Origin of the sequence: Pseudomonas floridensis, from assembly GCF_002087235.1 — a bacterium.
Classification (GTDB): domain Bacteria; phylum Pseudomonadota; class Gammaproteobacteria; order Pseudomonadales; family Pseudomonadaceae; genus Aquipseudomonas; species Aquipseudomonas floridensis.
The window spans coordinates 64573-84192 of the sequence record NZ_MUIO01000074.1; the positions used below are offsets into that span (position 1 = coordinate 64573).

A 19620-nucleotide genomic window follows, 5' to 3' on the forward strand; every position below is an offset into this window, starting at 1 on the left:
GACTCCTCTCGAGGGACCCGGCTGGCTGGCGAAGACCGGGTGTTCCGCGTGCCTTCGCCAGCCAGCTCGCTCCTGCGCTACCCGTCCTTTCAATGAAGTCGGTCGTCCTGCCTTGAGCAATCTGCGACAATTGCGCCCCTGCCTCTATCAAGAAAAGACTCTGCGCGCCTGATGACCGACGAATCGCCTTCCATCGACCAACTCCTGAAAAACCTCGATCAAGCGATGATTGGCGACCGCCATCGTCTGCGCCGCCAGTTGCACGAGTTGCGCAAGAAGCCCGACGAGACGAAGCTGGCGCAGTGGGTGTCGCGAGTGCAGGCGTCCTGTGCGCAGGTGACTTCGCGGCGCGAGAGCGTGCCGGCGATCCGGTATGACGACAACCTGCCCATCGCCGCCAAGCGCGACGAAATCAAGGACGCGCTGCTCAAGCATCAGGTGCTGATCATTGCAGGCGAAACCGGTTCGGGTAAAACCACCCAATTACCGAAGATCTGCCTGGAAATCGGACGCGGGCAGCATGGTCTCATTGGCCATACGCAGCCGCGTCGAATCGCGGCGCGCAGTGTCGCCAGCCGGGTCGCGGATGAGCTGGCCACACCGTTGGGTGCGCTGGTGGGGTATCAGGTGCGCTTCGAGGACCAGAGCGACAGCAACACGCTGATCAAGCTGATGACCGACGGCATCCTGCTGGCTGAAACCCAGCACGACCGCTTTCTTGAGCGCTACGACACGATCATCGTCGACGAGGCCCACGAACGCAGCCTGAACATCGACTTTCTGCTCGGTTATCTGAAAACGCTGCTGCCGCGTCGCCCGGACCTGAAAGTCATCATCACCTCCGCGACCATCGACCTGCAGCGCTTTTCCGAGCACTTCAACGATGCGCCGATCATCGAAGTTTCCGGCCGGACCTTCCCGGTGGATACCTGGTATCGCCCGCTGACCAGCGAGCAGGACGAAGAGGGCAACAGTGTCGAGGATGACCTGACCGTCGATCAGGCGATTCTCGCCACGCTGGATGAACTGGCGGCCTTCGAACGCAGCGAGCGCAAGAGTCCCGGCGACGTGCTGGTGTTTTTGCCTGGCGAGCGCGAGATTCGTGACGCCGCCGAAGTCCTGCGCAAGGCTCAGCTCAAGCACACTGAAATCCTGCCGCTTTACGCGCGCCTGTCGCCCGCCGAGCAGCAGCGTATTTTCCAGTCCCATTCCGGCCGTCGCGTGGTGCTGGCCACCAACGTGGCTGAAACCTCGCTGACCGTGCCCGGCATTCGTTACGTGATCGACACCGGTACGGCGCGCATCAGCCGTTACAGCTATCGCGCCAAGGTTCAGCGTCTGCCGATCGAAGCCATTTCCCAGGCCAGCGCCAACCAGCGTAAAGGCCGATGCGGCCGCGTCGAGCCAGGCCTGTGTGTGCGCCTGTACAGCGAAGAAGATTTCAACGCCCGGCCTGAATTCACCGATCCCGAGATCCTGCGCACCAACCTGGCGGCGGTGATTCTGCAGATGTTGCACCTGCGTCTGGGCGAGATCACCGACTTCCCGTTCATCGAGCCGCCGGATGGCAAGGCGATCAGTGACGGCTTCAACCTGTTGCAGGAACTGTCGGCGGTCAATCGCGAGAACCAGTTGACAACGCTGGGCCGTCAACTGGCACGCCTGCCGGTGGACCCGCGGATGGGCCGCATGCTGCTGGAGGCCGCGAAGCAGGGCAGTCTGCAGGAAGTGTTGATCGTGGCCAGCGCGATGTCGGTGCAGGACGTTCGCGAGCGTCCACCCGAGCGTCAACAGGCCGCCGATCAGGCGCATGCGCAATGGAAAGACGCCGATTCGGACTTTGCCGGGCTGGTCAATCTGTGGCGCGGTTTCGAAGAGCAGCGGCAGGCGTTGACCGCCAGCCCGTTGCGCAACTGGTGCCGTCGCAACTTCCTCAATTACCTGCGTCTGCGCGAGTGGCGCGATTCCCACCGGCAGTTGAGCCTGATCTGTCGCGACCTGCAACTGACGGTCAACAAGGAACCGGCCGATTACCCGAAATTCCACAAGGCGATTCTGTCCGGGCTGCTGAGCCAGATCGGCCAGAAAGCCGACGAAGGCGACTATCTGGGTGCGCGGCAGCGGCGGTTCTGGATACATCCGTCATCCGGGCTGGGCAAGAAGCGTCCGCAGTGGCTGATGACCGCCGAACTGGTGGAAACCACCAAACTGTATGCGCGCATGGTGGCCAAGATCGATGCCGACTGGATCGAACCGCTGGCCGGGCACCTGATCAAGAAAAACCATTTCGAGCCGCACTGGGAGAAGAAGCGCGGACAGGTCGTGGCGTTCGAGCAGATCACCCTGTTCGGCCTGATCGTGGTCGGCCGTCGACCGGTGCATTTCGGCCCGATCGATCCAGTGGTGTCACGCGAACTGTTCATCCGCGAAGGCCTGGTGCGCGGCGATATTCAGTCCCGCGCTAAATGCCTGAGCGCCAACACCCGTTTGCTGGAGCAGCTCGACGAGCTGGAAGCCAAGGCCCGACGTCGCGACATCCTGGCCGACGAAGACACGCTCTACGCGTTCTACGAAGCGCGCATTCCGGCCGAGATCCATCAGACCGCGACGTTCGACAGCTGGTACAAGACCGAAAGCCAGAAGAACCCGCAGTTGCTCATCATGCGCGAAGAAGACGTGCTGGCGCGTGAGGCCAGTGAAGTCACGGCTGCGCAATACCCGGACACCTTGCGTCTGGGTGAGTTGAGCCTGTCGCTGAGTTACCACTTCGAACCCAATCATCCGCGTGATGGCGTGACCCTGCGCGTGCCTGCGCCGTTGCTGCTGTCACTGCCTGCCGAGCGGCTGGAGTGGCTGGTGCCGGGGCTGCTGGAAACCAAGTGCATCGCGCTGGTCCGCAGTCTGCCCAAGGCCGTGCGCAAGAATTTCGTGCCGGTGCCGGACTTCATCAAGGCGGCGTTGCAACGCATTACGTTCGGCGAAGGCTCGCTGCCCCACGCGCTGGGTCGCGAACTGTTGCGCATGACCGGTGCCCGCGTGACCGATGAGGCCTGGGGTGAAGCGGCTCAGCAACTTGAAAGTCACCTGAAGATGAACCTCGAAATCGTCGATGGAAACGGAAAGTTCCTCGGCGAGGGCCGCGATCTGGACCAACTGACGGCGCGTTTTGCCGAAGCCAGTCAGGCCGCGCTCGCGGTACCGCAGACGGCAAAGAGTCAGCAGCCGGTGGAAGCCAAGGTGTTCGCGCCAGTGGCGCAGAAGACCCAGCAGAACATTGCCGGTCTGTCGATGACGGTGTATCCGGCGCTGGTCGAAGAGGGCGGTGCGGTCAAGGAAGGACGTTTCTCGACCCAGGCCGAGGCCGGGTATCAGCATCGCCGGGCCTTGCAGCGGTTGTTGCTGCAACAGCTGGCTGAGTCTGCGAAGTTCTTGCGCAGCAAATTGCCGGGGCAGACCGAGCTGGCGTTGTTGTATCGCGAGCTGGGACGGGTCGATGCGCTGATCGAAGACATCCTGCTGGCCAGCCTCGACAGTTGCATACTGGAAGGCGAAGCCGAGCTGCCGCGTGACGGCGCCGGGCTGTTGTCGCTGGCCGAACGCAAGCGCGCCGACTGGACCGGGCATGCCGAGCGTCTGGCGAAGCTGACTCTTGAAATCCTCAAGCTGTGGCACGGCTTGCAGAAACGTTTCAAAGGCAAGATCGACCTGGCTCAGGCGGTTGCGCTCAATGACGTCAAGGCGCAGCTTGGCAAACTGGTGTATCCGGGCTTCGTACGCGAAACCCCTGCGCAGTGGCTCAAGGAGCTGCCGCGCTACCTGAAGGCCATTGAGATGCGCCTGGAAAAACTGCCAGGCCAGGTGCAAAAGGACCGGGTCTGGAGTATCGAGCTGGCGGGGCTGTGGGCGCAGTATCAGGCACGTGCCGACAAACACAGCCAGGAAGGCAAGCGCGATCCGGAACTGGCGGTCTATCGTTGGTGGATGGAAGAGTACCGTGTCTCGCTCTTCGCTCAGCAGCTGGGCACCAGAATGCCGGTGTCTGACAAGCGGTTGAGCAAGCAGTGGAGTCTCGTGGAAGGCTGATTCCGAGCCTGAGCTGCACCGAATCAAGGCCCGTGCGGAATGCGCGGGTCGCGGCGAGAAGGATCTCCGGGCCAATATTCATTGGCCCGATGGCGCTAAAACCGGGCGCTGTGGCACACTCCGCGTTTGTTTTCACAATGCCGTAGACGTGGCCCGAGCCTCGCGCGTTCAGATTCAAGCGCGTGTTTTAGATAAACATTGGTACGTTGGTCCCAGAACAGTTGTGGATCGCCATCTACCGTGCCTTGGCAGGCCAATACCTGCGACCTTCAATAAGAGAGGAACGACCGTGCACAACGTCGTCATCAGCGGCACAGGCCTGTTTACCCCGGCCAACAGCATTTCCAACGAAGAGCTGGTGCAGTCCTTCAATGCCTATGTCCACCAGTTCAACAGCGAGAACGCGGCAGCCATCGAGCGTGGCGAAATAGAGGCGCTCAGCGAGTCCAGCGCCGCGTTCATCGAGAAGGCTTCGGGCATCAAGAGCCGCTTCGTGATGGACAAGCAGGGCATTCTCGATCCACAACGCATGAAGCCTGACCTGCCGGAGCGCAGCAACGAGCAGTGGTCGATTCTCTGCGAGATGGGTGTCGCGGCTGCCAGACAGGCCCTCGAGCGAGCGGGCAGGACAACGGCGGACATCGATGGCGTCATCGTCGCCTGTTCCAATCTGCAGCGCGCCTATCCGGCGATTTCCATCGAGATCCAGGAAGCACTGGGCATCGAGGGCTACGGATTCGACATGAACGTGGCCTGCTCCTCGGCGACCTTCGGCATCCAGGCGGCGTGCAACAGTGTGCAACTGGGTCAGGCTCGCGCCCTTCTGGTCATCAGCCCGGAAATCTGCACCGCGCACCTCAACTTCCGTGACCGCGACAGTCATTTCATTTTCGGCGACGGCGCAACGGCCGTGGTCGTGGAGCGCGCTGATCTGGCGACTTCGCCGTACCAGTTCGATATCGTCAGCACCCGGCTGTTAACCAAGTTCTCCAATAACATCCGCAACAACTTTGGCTTCCTCAACCGCACGTCGGATGAGGGCCAGGGCGCGCCAGACAAGTTGTTCGTGCAGGAAGGGCGCAAAGTGTTCCGCGAAGTCTGCCCGATGGTGGCCGAGCTGGTCGGTGCGCATCTGGACGCTAACGGCCTCAATGTCAGGGACGTGAAACGCTTCTGGCTGCATCAGGCCAACCTGAGCATGAATCACCTGATCGTCAAGAAACTGCTGGGCCGTGACGCCACGGTCGAAGAGGCACCGGTGATTCTCGACACTTATGCCAACACCAGCTCGGCAGGTTCGGTCATCGCGTTTCACACCTATCAGGACGACCTGCCGAAAGGCGCACTGGGCGTGCTGAGTTCGTTCGGTGCGGGCTACTCGATCGGCAGCGTGATTCTGCGCAAGCGCTGATGCCTGCGGCGGCCGGCCTCCCGATGCGCGGGGCGCCGGCCCGCCCGTTGCAAGGCCTGATGTAGAGCGGTCGTTGGTTCGCAGCCGTTTACATTCAGTCTCAATCGGTGATACTCGTCGCACGCTTATCCACCGAGGGAACCTGCATGCCGGTTCACGTCGTCGACAGCCTGAGCACCGTCACGCCCGCCCAATGGGATGCGTTGGTGCCGGGCAATCAGCCTTTTCTGCGTCACGCCTTCCTGAGTTCGCTGGAGGACAGCGGCAGCCTCGGTCCGCGTTCCGGCTGGCGTCCCGAGCACATTCTGCATTACGAAAACGAGCAACCGGTTGCTGCGCTTCCGGCTTATCGCAAATGGCATTCCTACGGCGAATATGTGTTCGACCATGCCTGGGCCGACGCCTGCCGTCGCGCTGGTATCGCCTATTACCCCAAGCTCTTGGTGGCAGTGCCGTTCAGTCCGGTGGGCGGATCGCGCCTTCTGGCTGCAACGCCGCAGGGCGCATCGGAACTGCTGAGTGAACTGCCGGCTTACTTGCAAAGTGAGGGGCTGTCGAGCGCTCATGTAAATTTCACCGACCCGGCTGCCGATGCCGTATTGGAAGCACAGTCCGGCTGGTTGTCGCGCATTGGCTGCCAATTTCACTGGCACAACCGCGGGTATCGGGACTTTCAGGATTTTCTGGATGCGCTGAGCTCACGCAAACGCAAGCAGATGCGCAAGGAACGCGAGCAGGTGGCGGGGCAGGGCATTGCATTTGAATGGCTCGAAGGTCAGCAGATGACTGAAATCCTGTGGGATTTTGTCTATGCCTGCTATTCCAACACTTATGAAGTGCGTGGGCAGGCGCCTTACCTGACGCGTGAATTCTTTAGTCTGCTGGCCGAGCGCATGCCTGAATCGATTCGCGTGGTTCTGGCGCTTCAGGGCTCACGGCCTGTCGCCATGGCCTTCAGCCTGATCGGTGGCGACAGTTTCTACGGGCGCTACTGGGGCTGCCTGGCCGAGTTCGACCGCCTGCACTTCGAGACCTGTTTCTATCAGGGCATGGACTACGCCATCGCCAACGGCATGCAGCGTTTTGACGCAGGCGCTCAGGGCGAGCACAAGCTGATCCGCGGCTTCGAACCGCAGATCACCCGGTCGTGGCACTACCTGATGCATCCCGGATTGAAAGACGCCGTGAGCGAGTTTCTCGAGCAGGAACGGGTCGGGGTCATGGCGTATGCCGAAGAAGCACGGGCCGCGTTGCCGTATCGGCAGGTTTGATCACGGGCGGCATGCCCACTCCAGCCGTGGGAGTGGACTTGTCCACGAAGAGGCCGGTACAGGCGCCAGACATGTAGCGCCTGATCCACAGCCTTCGCGGACAAGTCCGCTCCCACGAGCCCTGACGCTGAGGGGTGGACAGCTGTTGGAATGGATGTGTCTAGGGGGCTTTTCAGACGCTGCACTCAGCAAACCCGCCCTCACTTGTCACCAGCCGTGGGAGTGGACTTGTCCACGAAGAGGCCGGTACAGGCGCCAGACATGTAGCGCCTGATCCAAAGCCTTCGCGGACAAGTTGGCTCCCACGAGCACGCCCTCACTTGTCGCCGCGTCAGCCGTGGGAGTGAGCTTGCTCACGAAGGCTTAATATCAGGAACCCCAACTGTGTTGGATGTGCCCTTGTCTTCGTGAGCAATATCGCTCCCGGTGCCGTTGAGCGTGCACGAGGTCCTCAATCCACCCCGACAAACCCGCCGGTCTGGTGCTGCCACAGTCGTGCATACAGACCGTTGTGAGCCAGCAGTTCAGCGTGAGTGCCGGTTTCAGCGATCTGGCCTTTTTCCAGCACCACCAGCCGATCCATGCGTGCGATGGTCGAGAGGCGGTGGGCGATGGCGATCACGGTCTTGCCCTGCATCAGGGTTTCCAGGCTTTCCTGAATCGCCGCTTCGACTTCCGAGTCCAGCGCCGAGGTGGCTTCGTCCATGATCAGGATCGGCGCATCTTTGAGCAGAACACGCGTGATCGCGATGCGCTGGCGTTGTCCGCCGGACAGCTTGACCCCGCGCTCGCCGACATGCGCATCGAAGCCGGTGCGACCTTCGGAGTCCGACAGCAGCGGGATAAACTCGTCGGCTCGGGCCTTGCGAGTGGCTTCCCATAATTGTTCATCCGTCGCACCGGGATTTCCGTACAGCAGGTTGTCGCGGATCGAGCGGTGCAGCAGCGACGTATCCTGAGTGATCATGCCGATCTGTGCCCGCAGACTTTCCTGAGTAACGTCGGAAATGTCCTGGCCATCGATCAGAATCCTGCCGCCTTGCACGTCATACATACGCAGCAGTAGGTTCACCAGCGTCGATTTGCCGGCACCTGAAGGGCCGATCAAGCCAATCTTCTCACCCGGTTTGATGTCCAGGTTGAGGTTGTGAATGATGCCGTTGCCGTTCCCGTAGTGGAAATCCACGCCATCGAATTTCACGCCACCGTGGGTGATTTTCAGCGGTTGCGCGTTCGGCTTGTCGTTGACCGAAACCGGTTGCGAGATGCTTTCAAGGCCGTCCTGTACGGTGCCGATGTTCTCGAAAATGCCGTTGACCACCCACATGATCCAGCCGGACATGTTGACGATACGGATCACCAGGCCGGTGGCCAGGGCAATGGCGCCCACTGAGATCAGCGACTGGGTCCACAGCCACAGCGCAAGACCGGTGGTGGTGACGATCAGAATGCCGTTCATCGAGGTAATGGTGGTGTCCATCGAGGTCACCACACGACCCGCCAGTTGGCTCTTCTCGGTGTGATCGCGCATGGCTTCGCGCGCGTACTGCTGCTCGAAGTTGGTGTGCGCGAACAGCTTGAGCGTGGTGATGTTGGTGTAGCCGTCGACGATGCGTCCCATCAGTTTGGAGCGCGCATCCGAGGAGTCCACCGAGCGTTGCTTGACCCTTGGCACGAAGTACATCAGCGCCAGAATGAAGGCCACGATCCAGGTGCCCAGCGGAATCATCAGGCGCCAGTCGGCTTCAGCGAACAGCACCATTGCACTGATCGCGTAGATCAGTACATGCCACAGCGCATCCACCGACTGCACCGCCGAATCACGCAGCGAGTTGCCGGTCTGCATGATGCGCTGGGCAATCCGCCCGGCGAAATCGTTCTGGAAGAAGTTGACGCTCTGTTTGAGCACGTAGCTGTGGTTCTGCCAGCGAATCAGGTTGGTCATGCCCGGGCTGATGGTCTGATGCACCAGCAGATCGTGCAGACCGACGAAGATCGGGCGCAGCAACAGGGTCACCACCACCATCCAGATCAGTTCCGGACCGTGCAGGCTGAAAAAGTCCTTGGCCGGCGTGGTCTGGGACAGGTCGATGATGCGGCTCAGGTAGCTGAACAGCGCGACTTCGATCAGGGCCCCGATCAGACCCACTACCAGAAGCGCCGTGAAAGTCGGCCAGACCTGACGCAGGTAGTAGGCATAGAAGGCGAAAACAGTGTTGGGCGGGGCAGCGGTAGGGGCGTCTTTGAAGATATCGATCAGCTTTTCAAAACGACGATAAAGCATTGGCTATCACACCCACGTGGCGTGGGATCTCCCTTGATAAGTAGAAGCTCTCCCGTCCGGACCGCGTGAAACCCTTGCTCCACGCGGTACAGGTTCCTGTCAGTCGACGCGCTTGGCGGACTTGATCAGGATCGGGTCGTTTGGCACGTTCTGCATGCCTTTCTGGTTGCCGGTCTGCACGTTGACAATCTGGTCGACCACGTCCATGCCCTTGACCACTTTGCCGAACACCGCGTAGCCGTAGTCACGCACGCCGTTGTCGAGCATCGCATTGTCATTGGTGTTGATGAAGAACTGGCTGGTGGCCGAGTTCACGTCCGAGGTACGGGCCATGGCGATGGTGCCGCGCACATTATGCAGGCCGTTCTGCGCTTCGTTCTTGATCGGGTCTTTCGTCTGCTTCTGAACCATCTGCGGGGTGAAGCCGCCACCCTGAACCATGAAGCCCGGAATCACACGGTGGAAAATGGTGTTGGTGTAAAAGCCGCTGTCGACGTAGCCCAGAAAGTTCTGGGTGCTGATCGGGGCCTTGGCGTCCGCCAGTTCGATTTCGATTTCGCCGAAGCTGGTGTTGAGCACCACGTGCGTGGCTTTGTCCGGAGCCGCCATCAGGTTGGCGGCGAACAATACGGAGCAGGCGGCGAGGGCGATTTTTTTCAACATGGGGCAGCAGGTCCTTCAATAGAGATATCGACTGTAGCTGGCAAGGTAACCACGTTTGGCTTTTTTTGCCCAGCGTGATTGGCAGGAGTGTTTCGTGCGGGAAAGGCGTGTGCGCGTTTTTCAGACCCCGTTGCTGGCGATGAATTCCAGCAACGTGCGATTGAACTGTTCCGGCTGGTCCAGCGGCGTAGCGTGGCGCGAGTCTTCGATAACCACCAGTCGAGCATTGGCAATACGTTTGACATAGGCTTGCTTGAGCGACACCGGAGTGTAGTCGTGATCGGCGGCAATGATCAGGGTCGGGCAGATGATGCGCGCAAGCTTGCGCTCCACGCCCCAGCCAACGATGGCGTCGAAGCTGGCCAGATAGGCGCGCTTGTCGTTGCGTCCCCAGCGTTCGGCCATCTTGCGCCGTAGTTCGGCCTGGTCCGGTTTGGGGAACAGCAGCTTGCCCAGCGCCTTGCCCATGGCCTCCATGCTGACCAGCCGAGACAGTGTCCAGCGTCGTGCCCACTGCCAGAGGTCGCCGGGGCTTCTGACCTTGACTTGCGGCGCACTGTTGACGACGCACAGGCTCTTGAGCAGCGACGGGTGATCGACTGCCAATTGAAAGCCGATCATTCCACCCATGGACAGGCCTACCACATGAACCGGGCCCAGGCGCAGGTGTTCGATCAGCGCTTCGACATCGTCGCTCATGCCCTTGATGCTGTAGCGCTCGTGCGGTTTGTCCGAGCGCCCGTGGCCGCGCATGTCCATGACAATCACCCGATAATGCGCGGCCAGCGCCGGGATCTGGTACTCCCAGTCCTGGCAGCTCGAGCCCAGTCCGTGCAGCAGCAGGACCGGTTCGCCCTGACCGTACTCTTCGTAGTGCAGTGAACAGTCGTCGTGCTCGAAGAATGCCATGTGCCTACTCCGTGTCAGGCTTGTTGAGGGGCTGCGAACGCGGCGGTCAGCGGCGCGGTGTCGAAGGTACGGATCAGGTCGATCAGGATTTGCGTGGCCGGCCCCAGTGGTTTGTCTTTGCTCGAATAAAGATAGAACGAGGGATTGCGGCTGCCACCCCGATCCAGCGGCAGCATCTTGAGTACACCCTCCTTGAGTTCGCGTTCGATCAGGTGACGCGGCAGCCAGGCGAAGCCCAGGCCGCTGCTGACGAAGGTCGCTGCCGTGGCGAGGCTGCTGACGGTCCAGCGCTGCTCCGCGCCGAGCCAGCCGACGTCGCGGGGTTGCTGCCGGCCCGAGTCTCGAATCACCACTTGCAACTGGCTTTCCAGATCCTGGAAGGTCAGTTCGCGGTTGGCCTGATGCAAGGCATGCTCGGGGTGTGCGACGGCAACGAATTCGACGGTGCTCATTTCCGCGCCCAGATAACCGGGAATGCTCAGGCCGCTGATCGCCAGGTCCGCCACGCCTTCGAGCAGAACCTCCTCGACGCCCGACAGCACTTCTTCGCGCAGCCGCACCCGGCAACCACGGCTCTGCGGGATGAACGCCGTCAGAGCGCGGACCAGGCGTGCCGACGGGTAGGCGGCATCAATGACCAGCCGCACCTCGGCCTCCCAGCCTTGTTCCATGTGATGGGCCAGGTCTTCGAGCTGGCTGGCCTGCTTGACCAGTTGACGTGAACGACGCAACAGCACGCCGCCAGCTTCGGTCAGCACCGCTTTGCGGCCGTCTATGCGCAACAGCGGGACGCCAAGCTGGTCCTGCATGCGGGCCACGGTGTAACTGACCGACGACTGCGAACGGTGCAGAGCCTCGGCGGCCTGGGCAAAGCCACCGTGGTCGACCACGGCTTGCAACGTGCGCCATTGGTCGAGGGTCACGCGGGGCGCTTTCATGCTGTAATTCCTCTTCTTTTTGCTGTGCGTTGTTCTACTCTGACAATCCCGTTCCGGAGACTGCCCAATGAATCGAGTGTGCTATGGATTGCTGGCCATGCTGCCTTTGACAGCCTTTGCCTACCCCATTGACGTGGAAAAACAGTACCAGGGCGTCAAGATCGATTACGTCACCCATGACGTCTATCACGACATCGGTTCCATCTCGGTCAATAACTACGGTGATGTGGACGCCAAATGCTCGGTCGTTTTCGCCAACGGCCCTGAAGCGCCGCGCACGCGACGGGTTCAGGTCGCTGCAGGCAAAAGCGTTGAGGTTTCAGCCAAATTCAATCGCAGCATCATCAAGTTACGCATCAAACTTGACTGCCAACCCGCCTGAGTTGCTTGAGAGTAGAGCGCCGCCCCGTATAAAACAAATTCTTAGATGGGTTGAAGCAGGTATTTGCGCTTTTTCATCGATAACGTCACGTTTAACCTCGATTCCATCGAACAAACACCCCTCATTCAATGGAGCAGAGCCATGTCCCGCGTACTTGTCATCGAAAGCAGCGCCCGCCAACAGGATTCGGTTTCGCGTCAATTGACGCGGCAGTTTCTCAGCCAGTGGCAGGCCGTGCATCCGGATGATGAAGTGACCGTGCGCGACCTGGCGACCAACCCCGTCCCGCACCTCGATGAAACCCTGCTCGGCGGCTGGATGAAGCCTGCCGGGCAGCGCAGCGAAACCGAGCAGGCGGCGCTGGATCGTTCCAATACCCTGACCGATGAAGTGCTTGCCGCCGATGTGCTGGTGCTGGCTGCACCGATGTACAACTTCGCGATCCCTAGCACGCTCAAGGCCTGGTTCGATCATGTACTGCGTGCCGGTGTGACGTTCAAATACACCGAAACCGGGCCGCAAGGTTTGCTGACCAGCAAACGCGCTTTCGTGCTCACCGCTCGAGGCGGCATTTACACCGGCAGCAGCCTGGATCATCAGGAACCCTACGTGCGTCAGGTGCTGGGCTTCATTGGCATCCATAACGTCACCTTCATTCACGCGGAAGGCCTGAACATGGGGGGCGATTTTGTGGAGAAAGGCATGAACCAGGCCCTCGCCAAACTGGCTCAGGTGGCCTGATCTCAAGCAGATCGTGGTTGCCCTCCCGCCAGGCTCAGACGTGTTGGCCTCCATTGACGTGAATTTCCGCGCCGTTCACATAGGACGCCCCACTGGTGCAGAGGAAATAGATCAGAGAGGCCACCTCTTCAGGTTTACCCAGACGATGCATCGGCACCAACCGTTCGACGATTTCCGCAGTTCCCGGAGACAGAATGGACGTGTCGATCTCACCCGGTGCTATTGCGTTGACCCTGACCCCATGTGGCCCGAAGTCATAAGCCATTTCCCGGGTCAGCGCCGACAGGGCAGCCTTTGACGTGGAATAGGCGACGCCTGCAAAAGGATGCACTTTCGACCCTGCAATCGAGGTGACATTAATGATGCTGCCTTTGGCTGCCTTGAGTTCGTCGAACAGGCCGCGGGCCAGAAGAGCGGTGGAGAACAGGTTGACGTTGAAGACCTTGATCCAGGTGCTGTAATCGGATTCCAGAACACCCATGCGCGCACCTTCAGGACCTTTGGGCGAAACGCCTGCGTTGTTGACCAGTGCGTCGAGACGGCCTCCGAGTTTGTCCTTGATAGCCGCCATGCTGGCGCTGACGCTGTCGATGTCTTCCAGATCCAGATGAATATGATTGAGCAGGCCTTCGGCCCAAGGGCAGTCCGCGACCCAGTTCTGCCGGGACGCCGTGAACACTTGCCAGCCTGCGGCATTGAAATGCTTGACGGTGGCATGACCGATACCCCGGCTCGCGCCTGTCAGCAACAGCGTTTTCTTCTCGCTCATGATCACCTGCCGTTTCTTGATGTTTGATGCATCATGTTTTCAGTTCATTCGAATTATCAAGCAATCGGTACATCATCGACGTCTCGATGGGCACTGATAGCGAGGAGCGAAGCATGTTCGACAAAGGGCACTGGTACAACGAACCCACAGCGTGGCACCTGACTGACGACAGGCTGAGCATCACCACAGATCCGGCCACTGATTTCTGGCGCGAGACCCATTACGGTTTCTGTCGTGACAGCGGGCATTTTCTCGGTGTACCGGTGAGCGGCGCATTTACTGCTCAGGTGCATGTGCAGGGCAATTTCAAGACGCTCTACGACCAGGCCGGCCTGATGGTCCGCATCGACGAGCGCAACTGGATGAAGACCGGCGTCGAAGTCAGCGACGGCGCGCTCATGCTCGGCAGCGTATTGACCCGCGACCAGTCGGATTGGGCGACCGGACTGTTCGACCCTTCGGCTTCAGGGCTTTGGCTGCGTGTGACGGTTGCCGAAGGCGTGATGCGCATTCAGCACTCGACGGATGGCGTGCGCTGGCCGTTGCTGCGATTGGCGCCGTTTCCAGTCGGTGAGTGTCTGGTCGGACCGATGTGCTGCAGCCCGGAACGAGGCGGGCTGGATGTCGTGTTCTCCAGGTTCTGGGTAGGGAATGCGCTGGGCAAGGGGCTGCATGATCTGACTTGAGAGGGGCAGCTGGCACTCCAGGCTCCCATGTAAAGCCACGGCCGACCATAATCAATATATAAGCCATTCTCAGCAGGCCAAGGCGGTCGGCCAATCTTTCTGGAATATGATTTTAAGTATCTGCTCATAGCGCCGATGAAACTAATCATCAAGCACCTGGCGGGACCTTGATCCTCAATAAACACCTTAGGGAACGGCAAGCGATAAGCATGGACGATGATATTGATAGCGCGGTAGAGCGGTTTTTATTGGACGACAAACTGACGAAGCTGTGTGACACGCTTCGTACCGGTGAAGACATCCTCGACATGATCTCGCTGACCGAAAATCAGCATTCCGACGTACTGGCGTGGCTCTTTGATCCGCGGGAGGGTCATGGTCAGGGCGACCAGATTGTTCGTGATCTGCTACTTGGGGCCGCCAGGATTTACTCGGAAGATTATAGTCTCGACGGGCGTGGCACCACGGCTCGCTTCCTGGCAGCGTGGCCTGCGTCGCGAATCAGAACTGCCAGTTTCGGATCCGTGTTTGTCGCTCGTGAATTAGGCATGAGCGCGGATGAGCGCGTTGATCTTTTTGTCATCGACCCGGTCAACGAGTTTGTTCTGCTTATCGAGAATAAAGCACGCCTGGCTCACAACAGTGATCAACTTGACCGTTATCGTGAAAGCTGGATGCGAACGGTCAACGGTGTTGCTCATCTTCGTGGTTTCAGTAGCGTCTTCATTGCTCTTGACCGTGAGTTCACAGGTGACGACCGTTACGATCTGCCCTCAAGCGGTCATTGGCTTCACATGGGTTATGACTGGCTTAAATCATCAGCAGACCGTGCACTTCTGCATGTCGAGCGCGGAAATGCAGCTGCTCGTCTGGTGGTGACCTATTGCAATCGACAAACAGATTGGGAAAGTCCCACCACCAGGCAAGCAATTTCTTTGGCGGTCGATTTGCACGAGGCGCATCAGTCAGCCATAAGGGAAATGCTGGAGGGAAGTACAACCCGCCTGGAAAAAGCCTGGGTGGAATCGCGTACTGATCACCGAATGATGTTTCGCTTGCAGAATAAGGCGGTGATTTCTCTGATGCGAGAGACCCAAGGCATGGCCTCAGTGAAAGAAACTCTCTTGGGGAAGGTTTCAGGTCTGGCGCGTGAGCGTGTAAACCATTCCAGAGGGTGGTTGGCGGTCGGACCTGCGGGGTGGGAGAAGCATGACAGTGACTACGGGTGGCCAGTCTATTTTAATGTGATCTGTTCAGAGGGTGCCAAGGTCAGATATGACTTGTCGCTTATCTGGGATATCAATGGCGCAGAAAATGACGAAAGCGCCTATGAGCTGCGTGAGAAACTCAAAAGCTTTGATGCCGCCTTTGCGAAGCATCCTGAGAGTGATCGGCGTCGCGTGGTCATTCAAAAGGGTTTGACGTCCAGTGAACTGGCGAGCTGTCTGGAGCTGTCTATGGCGAAATTAAAGGCGCTGGCTTAGGGATGTAGCCATTAACGTGACCTGGTGTCTGGACGTGGCCTGTTTATCGAAGAGAATAACTGGCAAGTCAGTTGTCTGGATGCAAAGTCGAGCACCGATGCCGTGAGCGTTATCAGTGCTCGGCGAGTGGCTGGAAAATCCTGCCGTCTCATGGATCAGATAGGGTTACTGCCGATTATCGTCGCCGCTCAATGATTCATACCACTCGGCATATGGCGTGTTATCGACCTTGTGCCGATTGAAGTCCGGCGCGCCGTCTTCCCACCAGACAGGCCCACGTTCGCCCAAGGCGATCTTGGCGGCATTCACATCCGCCCTCGCACGCTTGAGCTCGTCAGGATCCTCAGCGCCTTTGGCCGTCTTCACTGCTCGCCGCGCCGCCATGAGCGCATTGACCAACCGCTGGCGCTCGTCTTCATCGAGCGCAGGATTCGAACAGCGCCACAACTGCCCTTTGACCACAAAGTAACGTCCGTCCAGGGTTGTCGGGTTCATGGTTCAGACCCAACGATCAAGCCTGTTGCCTGCTGACGTCGATCTGCGTCAGCCCGAGCAGCCCGGCCTTGGCCGTAATCTCGTCCGGCGTCGCGTCAGCATTGGGCATCATCAGGCTGTTTTCGGCATCGCCGAAATGCAGTTCAAGCAGGTGCAGGGTCGCTGCATGAGGGAGCAATTCTGGCTGGTCGAGTTCCAGCGCGTGATTACGGGGTTGGTCGTTGAACAGGTAATCGAGGCGGTAGGTGGGCATGGCGGATGCTCGATGGAGGCTTGACCATCCTGACCTTGCCCGGGGTTTTGGAGTTCAGTCGACATGGCGGTGAATCGGGTCAGTGGATCGCACCAGCCGACGCCATCGGCACAGAAAAACACGCTGGCTCAGGGCGAATCGTGAGCCGCGCCCAGCGCCACCCGCATATCCGCCCCACTCGGTTGCTGATACAGACTCAACCCGAACTCCGGCATCACCGCGATCAGGTAGTCGAAAATATCCCCCTGAGTTCGCTCGTAATCCACCCATACCGTCGTACGGGTAAAGCAGTAGATTTCCAGCGGTATGCCCTGCGCTGTGGCCTCCAGTTGCCTGACCATGCACGTCATGCCGGGATTGATGTCAGCGTGGCTCTTCAGGTAGGCGAGGGCGTAGGCGCGGAAGGTGCCGATATTGGTCATGCGGCGGCGGTTGGACGAGAGTTCGGCAACATTGCCCTGGGCCTGATTCCAGGCGCGCAGTTCGGCCTGTTTGCGGCCGATGTAGTCGGTCAGCAGGTGAACCTGCATCAGGCGTTGTTCTTCATCGTCGCGCACGAAGCGCACAGCGCTGGCGTCGATGAACAGGCTGCGTTTGATGCGTCGCCCGCCGGATTGCTGCATGCCGCGCCAGTTGCGGAACGACTCGGACATCAAGCGCCAGGTCGGGATGGAGACGATGGTTTTATCGAAGTTCTGTACTTTGACAGTGTGCAGGGTGATGTCCACCACGTCGCCGTCGGCACCGACCTGCGGCATTTCTATCCAGTCGCCGACGCGCAGCATGTCGTTGCTGGTCAACTGTACGCTGGCCACGAAAGACAACAGGGTGTCCTTGTAGACCAACAGAATGACCGCCGACATGGCACCCAGACCTGAGAGCAGCAGAAGAGGCGAGCGGTCGATCAGCGTGGCGACGATGATGATCGCGGCAAAAATGTAGAGGATCATTTTCGCCAGTTGCACATAACCCTTGATTGAACGGGTGCGGGCATGTTCGGTGCGGGCGTAGATATCCAAGAGGGCGTTGAGCAATGTGCCGATGGTCAGGGTCATGAACAGAATGGTGAACGCCAGTGCTATGTTGGCGATGACACCTTTGCCGGTCGCGCTCAGACCGGGAACCAGATTCAGGCCAAACTGGATGACCACCGACGGCACGATCTGCGCCAGTCGATGAAAGACCTTGTTGTGGCGAAAGTCATTCAGCCAGTGCAACGCTGGCTGCCGGCCAAGCATCTTCATCGCGTAGAGAATCAGAAAACGCGCCACGCGACCGAGAACCAGCGCGGCGGTGAGCAGCAGGAACAGCGCCAGACCGGTGCGCACCCAGGGATGCTGATCGAGCATGCCCCAGATTTCCTGAGTTCTGAGCCAGAGCGATTGAATGTCCATACTGCCGAAGATCCCGTGAACGCGGAGGGACCGCGATTAAAGCATTAACCGGGTCAGGTCGGGCAGGGGTGGAAAATGGCGAAACATAATGGGTTGTGCGAGCTGAGCGGCCGTTTCAATGTCATTGGGTGGCGAGGCGGGTCAGGTAGGTCGCGGGAACTGACTCCACCGACCACACCCCGCTATCCGCCTGAAAGAACCGAACGCCTGCGTGCGTCATGCCCGGCACGTCGATGGCAAGCGTTCGACGGAGGCGTGCGTTGAACCGGAGTCGCCGCAACATGAAATTGAATCTGTCGTCTCAGCAACTCTCCTCCCATAGCTCATCTGTACTATTGATGTCATTGAGATTCAGGCATCAAATACATTGGCAAGCCCGCATCCGAGCAGCCTGAAATGGCTTAAACCACTTTTACAAGTGGTGAAACATGATCAGGCTCATAGTTAGCTAGGTTATGTGAATTGTGGAGGTTTTATGAAAATCAAAAAGACGCTTTCGTCAAAAGTCGGAGCAGCTACAGCCCTTGCAATGGCACTCGCATTTAGCGGTACTGCCAGTGCCTGGACATTTGAAAATGGTTGGAGCTGCCAAAATAAATGGTATCAGATGGGTCTTATTGAGCTGATTGCTTGTGGTGGCGGAGGCTAGTGTTAAACCTGCCAACGCGTTACGAAGTAGAAGCTTGGTTCAGCAAAATTTCGGCAGCTATGTCCATTCTGTATCAGCTGCAACAGCCCGTCCCCACCGTCCGTTTGGGGTCGAGAGTTACCTCTCACGCCCGGTGACTCTCGATCCCAAGCTGCCACTAAAGAAGAGCAGAACGCGGCCAGGAACAGGCATCAGCTATCTGGCAGGCATCTAACGTACACGGCATGTGCATTGCCTTATTCAATATATGCCGTGTGAGCTGAAAGAGGCTTTCGCGTTTTGTCACGATCCGGTGTGGTGTCCAGCGGATCAGGAGGGGCATATACCGTTTTATAGCACCGCCACTTGGTATTTTCGGACTCGCTGGCCGGCTAACATGAACGCGCCGCCGACCAGCAGCAAACCTGCGGCGATGAGGATGTAAACGCCATACGCACCTGGTCTGAAGTCGGTTATCAAACCCTGCGTCCATTGAACGGTTTGTGAACACAAAAGAGTCCCTGTCAATGAAGAAATGGACAGCACGGGTGTGATCGTTGCAGACACTCGTCCCATGTAACCTTGAGGCACAGCCTCTTGAAGCATTGGCCCCTGCACAATTGCAAAAATAGAGAAGAAGAGCCCGCAGCACAGCATGAGTATCGGCGCTAAATAAAACGGAGGGTGGAGTGAGTACCCTATGTAGCTCAGCCCCATGCATAGCAAGGAGACCGTAAATGCCTGGCCGACGCTAAACAACGCCAAAACGTGCCGTGCCAGTAAGCTCGCAATCAGGCCTCCGACAGGAAATGCGGCAAGAACCAGTCCGAATTGTTCAGGTTTTAGTTCCAGGGTTCTGAACGCATAAAGCGAAAGAGCAACGTTGTTGACTCCCAAAGAAAAGCCATACAGCGCGATACCCACCAGCAGCGTCCGGATTGAAGCGTGCTTCCAGGAAAACCGCAGGCCACTCATGAATCCACTCCAGAACGGCAATCGCTCATGTTCGCCCAAAAAGCGCGTGCGAAGGTTTTGGGTTGAAGCGATGCACAGCGCCGAACAGATGAAGGCCAAGGCGTTGATTATCATTGCCCATATAGGCCCCACCCAAACGAATAACGCCGGTCCCAAAGACGCTGCGAGCACTGAAATTCCAGCCAGGGAGAACATCGCCTTCGCAGAAGCTTCCACCCGCCGATCAGATGTATGTGATCCATAAACCCCACCTG

The 19620-nt window shown here is 58.9% G+C and carries 17 protein-coding genes; 8 read left to right on the plus strand and 9 right to left on the minus strand.

Annotated elements, in window-relative coordinates:
• Window positions 1–171 precede the first annotated feature (171 nt).
• The 3 genes from hrpA (at window position 172) to BZK31_RS18340 (ending at window position 6765) form a co-directional block, all read left to right on the plus strand.
• On the plus strand, window positions 172–4083 hold the full coding sequence (gene hrpA / locus BZK31_RS18330) for an ATP-dependent RNA helicase HrpA (RefSeq protein WP_083184352.1): 3912 nt from the start codon (window positions 172–174) through the stop codon (window positions 4081–4083).
• Window positions 4084–4372: 289 nt separating this feature from the next.
• Window positions 4373–5494, plus strand: coding sequence for a beta-ketoacyl-ACP synthase III (locus BZK31_RS18335; protein WP_083184353.1), 1122 nt, complete (start codon window positions 4373–4375; stop codon window positions 5492–5494).
• 146 nt (window positions 5495–5640) lie between these two features.
• The gene (locus BZK31_RS18340) at window positions 5641–6765 is read left to right on the plus strand and encodes a GNAT family N-acetyltransferase (protein ID WP_083184354.1); all 1125 of its coding nucleotides are present in this window, start codon (window positions 5641–5643) and stop codon (window positions 6763–6765) included.
• Window positions 6766–7216: 451 nt separating this feature from the next.
• Here BZK31_RS18340 and BZK31_RS18345 read toward each other — a convergent pair whose 3' ends face one another.
• The 4 genes from BZK31_RS18345 to BZK31_RS18360 form a co-directional block, all read right to left on the minus strand.
• Window positions 7217–9049, minus strand: coding sequence for an ABC transporter ATP-binding protein (locus tag BZK31_RS18345; RefSeq protein ID WP_083184355.1), 1833 nt, complete (start codon window positions 9047–9049; stop codon window positions 7217–7219).
• A 99-nt stretch (window positions 9050–9148) separates the two neighbouring features.
• Window positions 9149–9712: a peptidylprolyl isomerase gene (locus BZK31_RS18350; protein WP_083184356.1), complete on the minus strand. Its 564-nt coding sequence runs from the start codon at window positions 9710–9712 to the stop codon at window positions 9149–9151.
• 120 nt (window positions 9713–9832) lie between these two features.
• Window positions 9833–10621 (minus strand): alpha/beta fold hydrolase, encoded by a 789-nt coding sequence (locus BZK31_RS18355; protein ID WP_083184357.1) that lies wholly within the window; start codon window positions 10619–10621, stop codon window positions 9833–9835.
• A gap of 14 nt (window positions 10622–10635) precedes the next feature.
• A complete protein-coding gene (locus BZK31_RS18360; RefSeq protein ID WP_083184358.1) occupies window positions 10636–11559 on the minus strand; it encodes a LysR family transcriptional regulator in 924 nt (307 codons plus the stop codon).
• A gap of 67 nt (window positions 11560–11626) precedes the next feature.
• On the opposite strand from BZK31_RS18360, the gene BZK31_RS18365 reads away from it, so the two are divergent.
• Entirely contained in the window at window positions 11627–11941 is a 315-nt protein-coding gene (locus tag BZK31_RS18365) for a 3-phosphoglycerate kinase (protein ID WP_167378029.1), read from the plus strand.
• Between the two features lie 141 nt (window positions 11942–12082).
• Window positions 12083–12682 (plus strand): FMN-dependent NADH-azoreductase, encoded by a 600-nt coding sequence (locus tag BZK31_RS18370; protein ID WP_083184359.1) that lies wholly within the window; start codon window positions 12083–12085, stop codon window positions 12680–12682.
• Between the two features lie 34 nt (window positions 12683–12716).
• On the opposite strand, the gene BZK31_RS18375 is transcribed toward BZK31_RS18370, so the two are convergent.
• Window positions 12717–13451 (minus strand): SDR family NAD(P)-dependent oxidoreductase, encoded by a 735-nt coding sequence (locus BZK31_RS18375; protein ID WP_083184370.1) that lies wholly within the window; start codon window positions 13449–13451, stop codon window positions 12717–12719.
• A gap of 113 nt (window positions 13452–13564) precedes the next feature.
• Between BZK31_RS18375 and BZK31_RS18380 the strand changes: the two genes are divergently transcribed.
• Together BZK31_RS18380 and BZK31_RS18385 are read left to right on the plus strand one after the other, a co-directional pair.
• Window positions 13565–14137, plus strand: a complete 573-nt coding sequence (locus BZK31_RS18380) for a DUF1349 domain-containing protein (protein WP_083184360.1) — start codon at window positions 13565–13567, stop codon at window positions 14135–14137.
• Between the two features lie 209 nt (window positions 14138–14346).
• Window positions 14347–15621, plus strand: a complete 1275-nt coding sequence (locus BZK31_RS18385; protein WP_083184361.1) for a PDDEXK-like family protein — start codon at window positions 14347–14349, stop codon at window positions 15619–15621.
• A 165-nt stretch (window positions 15622–15786) separates the two neighbouring features.
• Here the strand turns inward: BZK31_RS18385 and BZK31_RS18390 are convergent, their stop codons facing one another.
• The 3 genes from BZK31_RS18390 to BZK31_RS18400 form a co-directional block, all read right to left on the minus strand.
• Window positions 15787–16116, minus strand: coding sequence for a hypothetical protein (locus tag BZK31_RS18390; protein ID WP_083184362.1), 330 nt, complete (start codon window positions 16114–16116; stop codon window positions 15787–15789).
• 16 nt (window positions 16117–16132) lie between these two features.
• On the minus strand, window positions 16133–16369 hold the full coding sequence (locus BZK31_RS18395; RefSeq protein WP_083184363.1) for a hypothetical protein: 237 nt from the start codon (window positions 16367–16369) through the stop codon (window positions 16133–16135).
• A gap of 128 nt (window positions 16370–16497) precedes the next feature.
• The gene (locus BZK31_RS18400; protein ID WP_083184364.1) at window positions 16498–17763 is read right to left on the minus strand and encodes a mechanosensitive ion channel family protein; all 1266 of its coding nucleotides are present in this window, start codon (window positions 17761–17763) and stop codon (window positions 16498–16500) included.
• A 475-nt stretch (window positions 17764–18238) separates the two neighbouring features.
• Here BZK31_RS18400 and BZK31_RS29740 point away from each other — a divergent pair, with 475 nt between their 5' ends.
• The gene (locus BZK31_RS29740) at window positions 18239–18412 is read left to right on the plus strand and encodes a hypothetical protein (RefSeq protein WP_167378031.1); all 174 of its coding nucleotides are present in this window, start codon (window positions 18239–18241) and stop codon (window positions 18410–18412) included.
• Window positions 18413–18742: 330 nt separating this feature from the next.
• Here the strand turns inward: BZK31_RS29740 and BZK31_RS18410 are convergent.
• A partial coding sequence (locus BZK31_RS18410) for an MFS transporter (RefSeq protein ID WP_167378032.1) occupies window positions 18743–19620 on the minus strand: 878 nt, incomplete at its 5' end.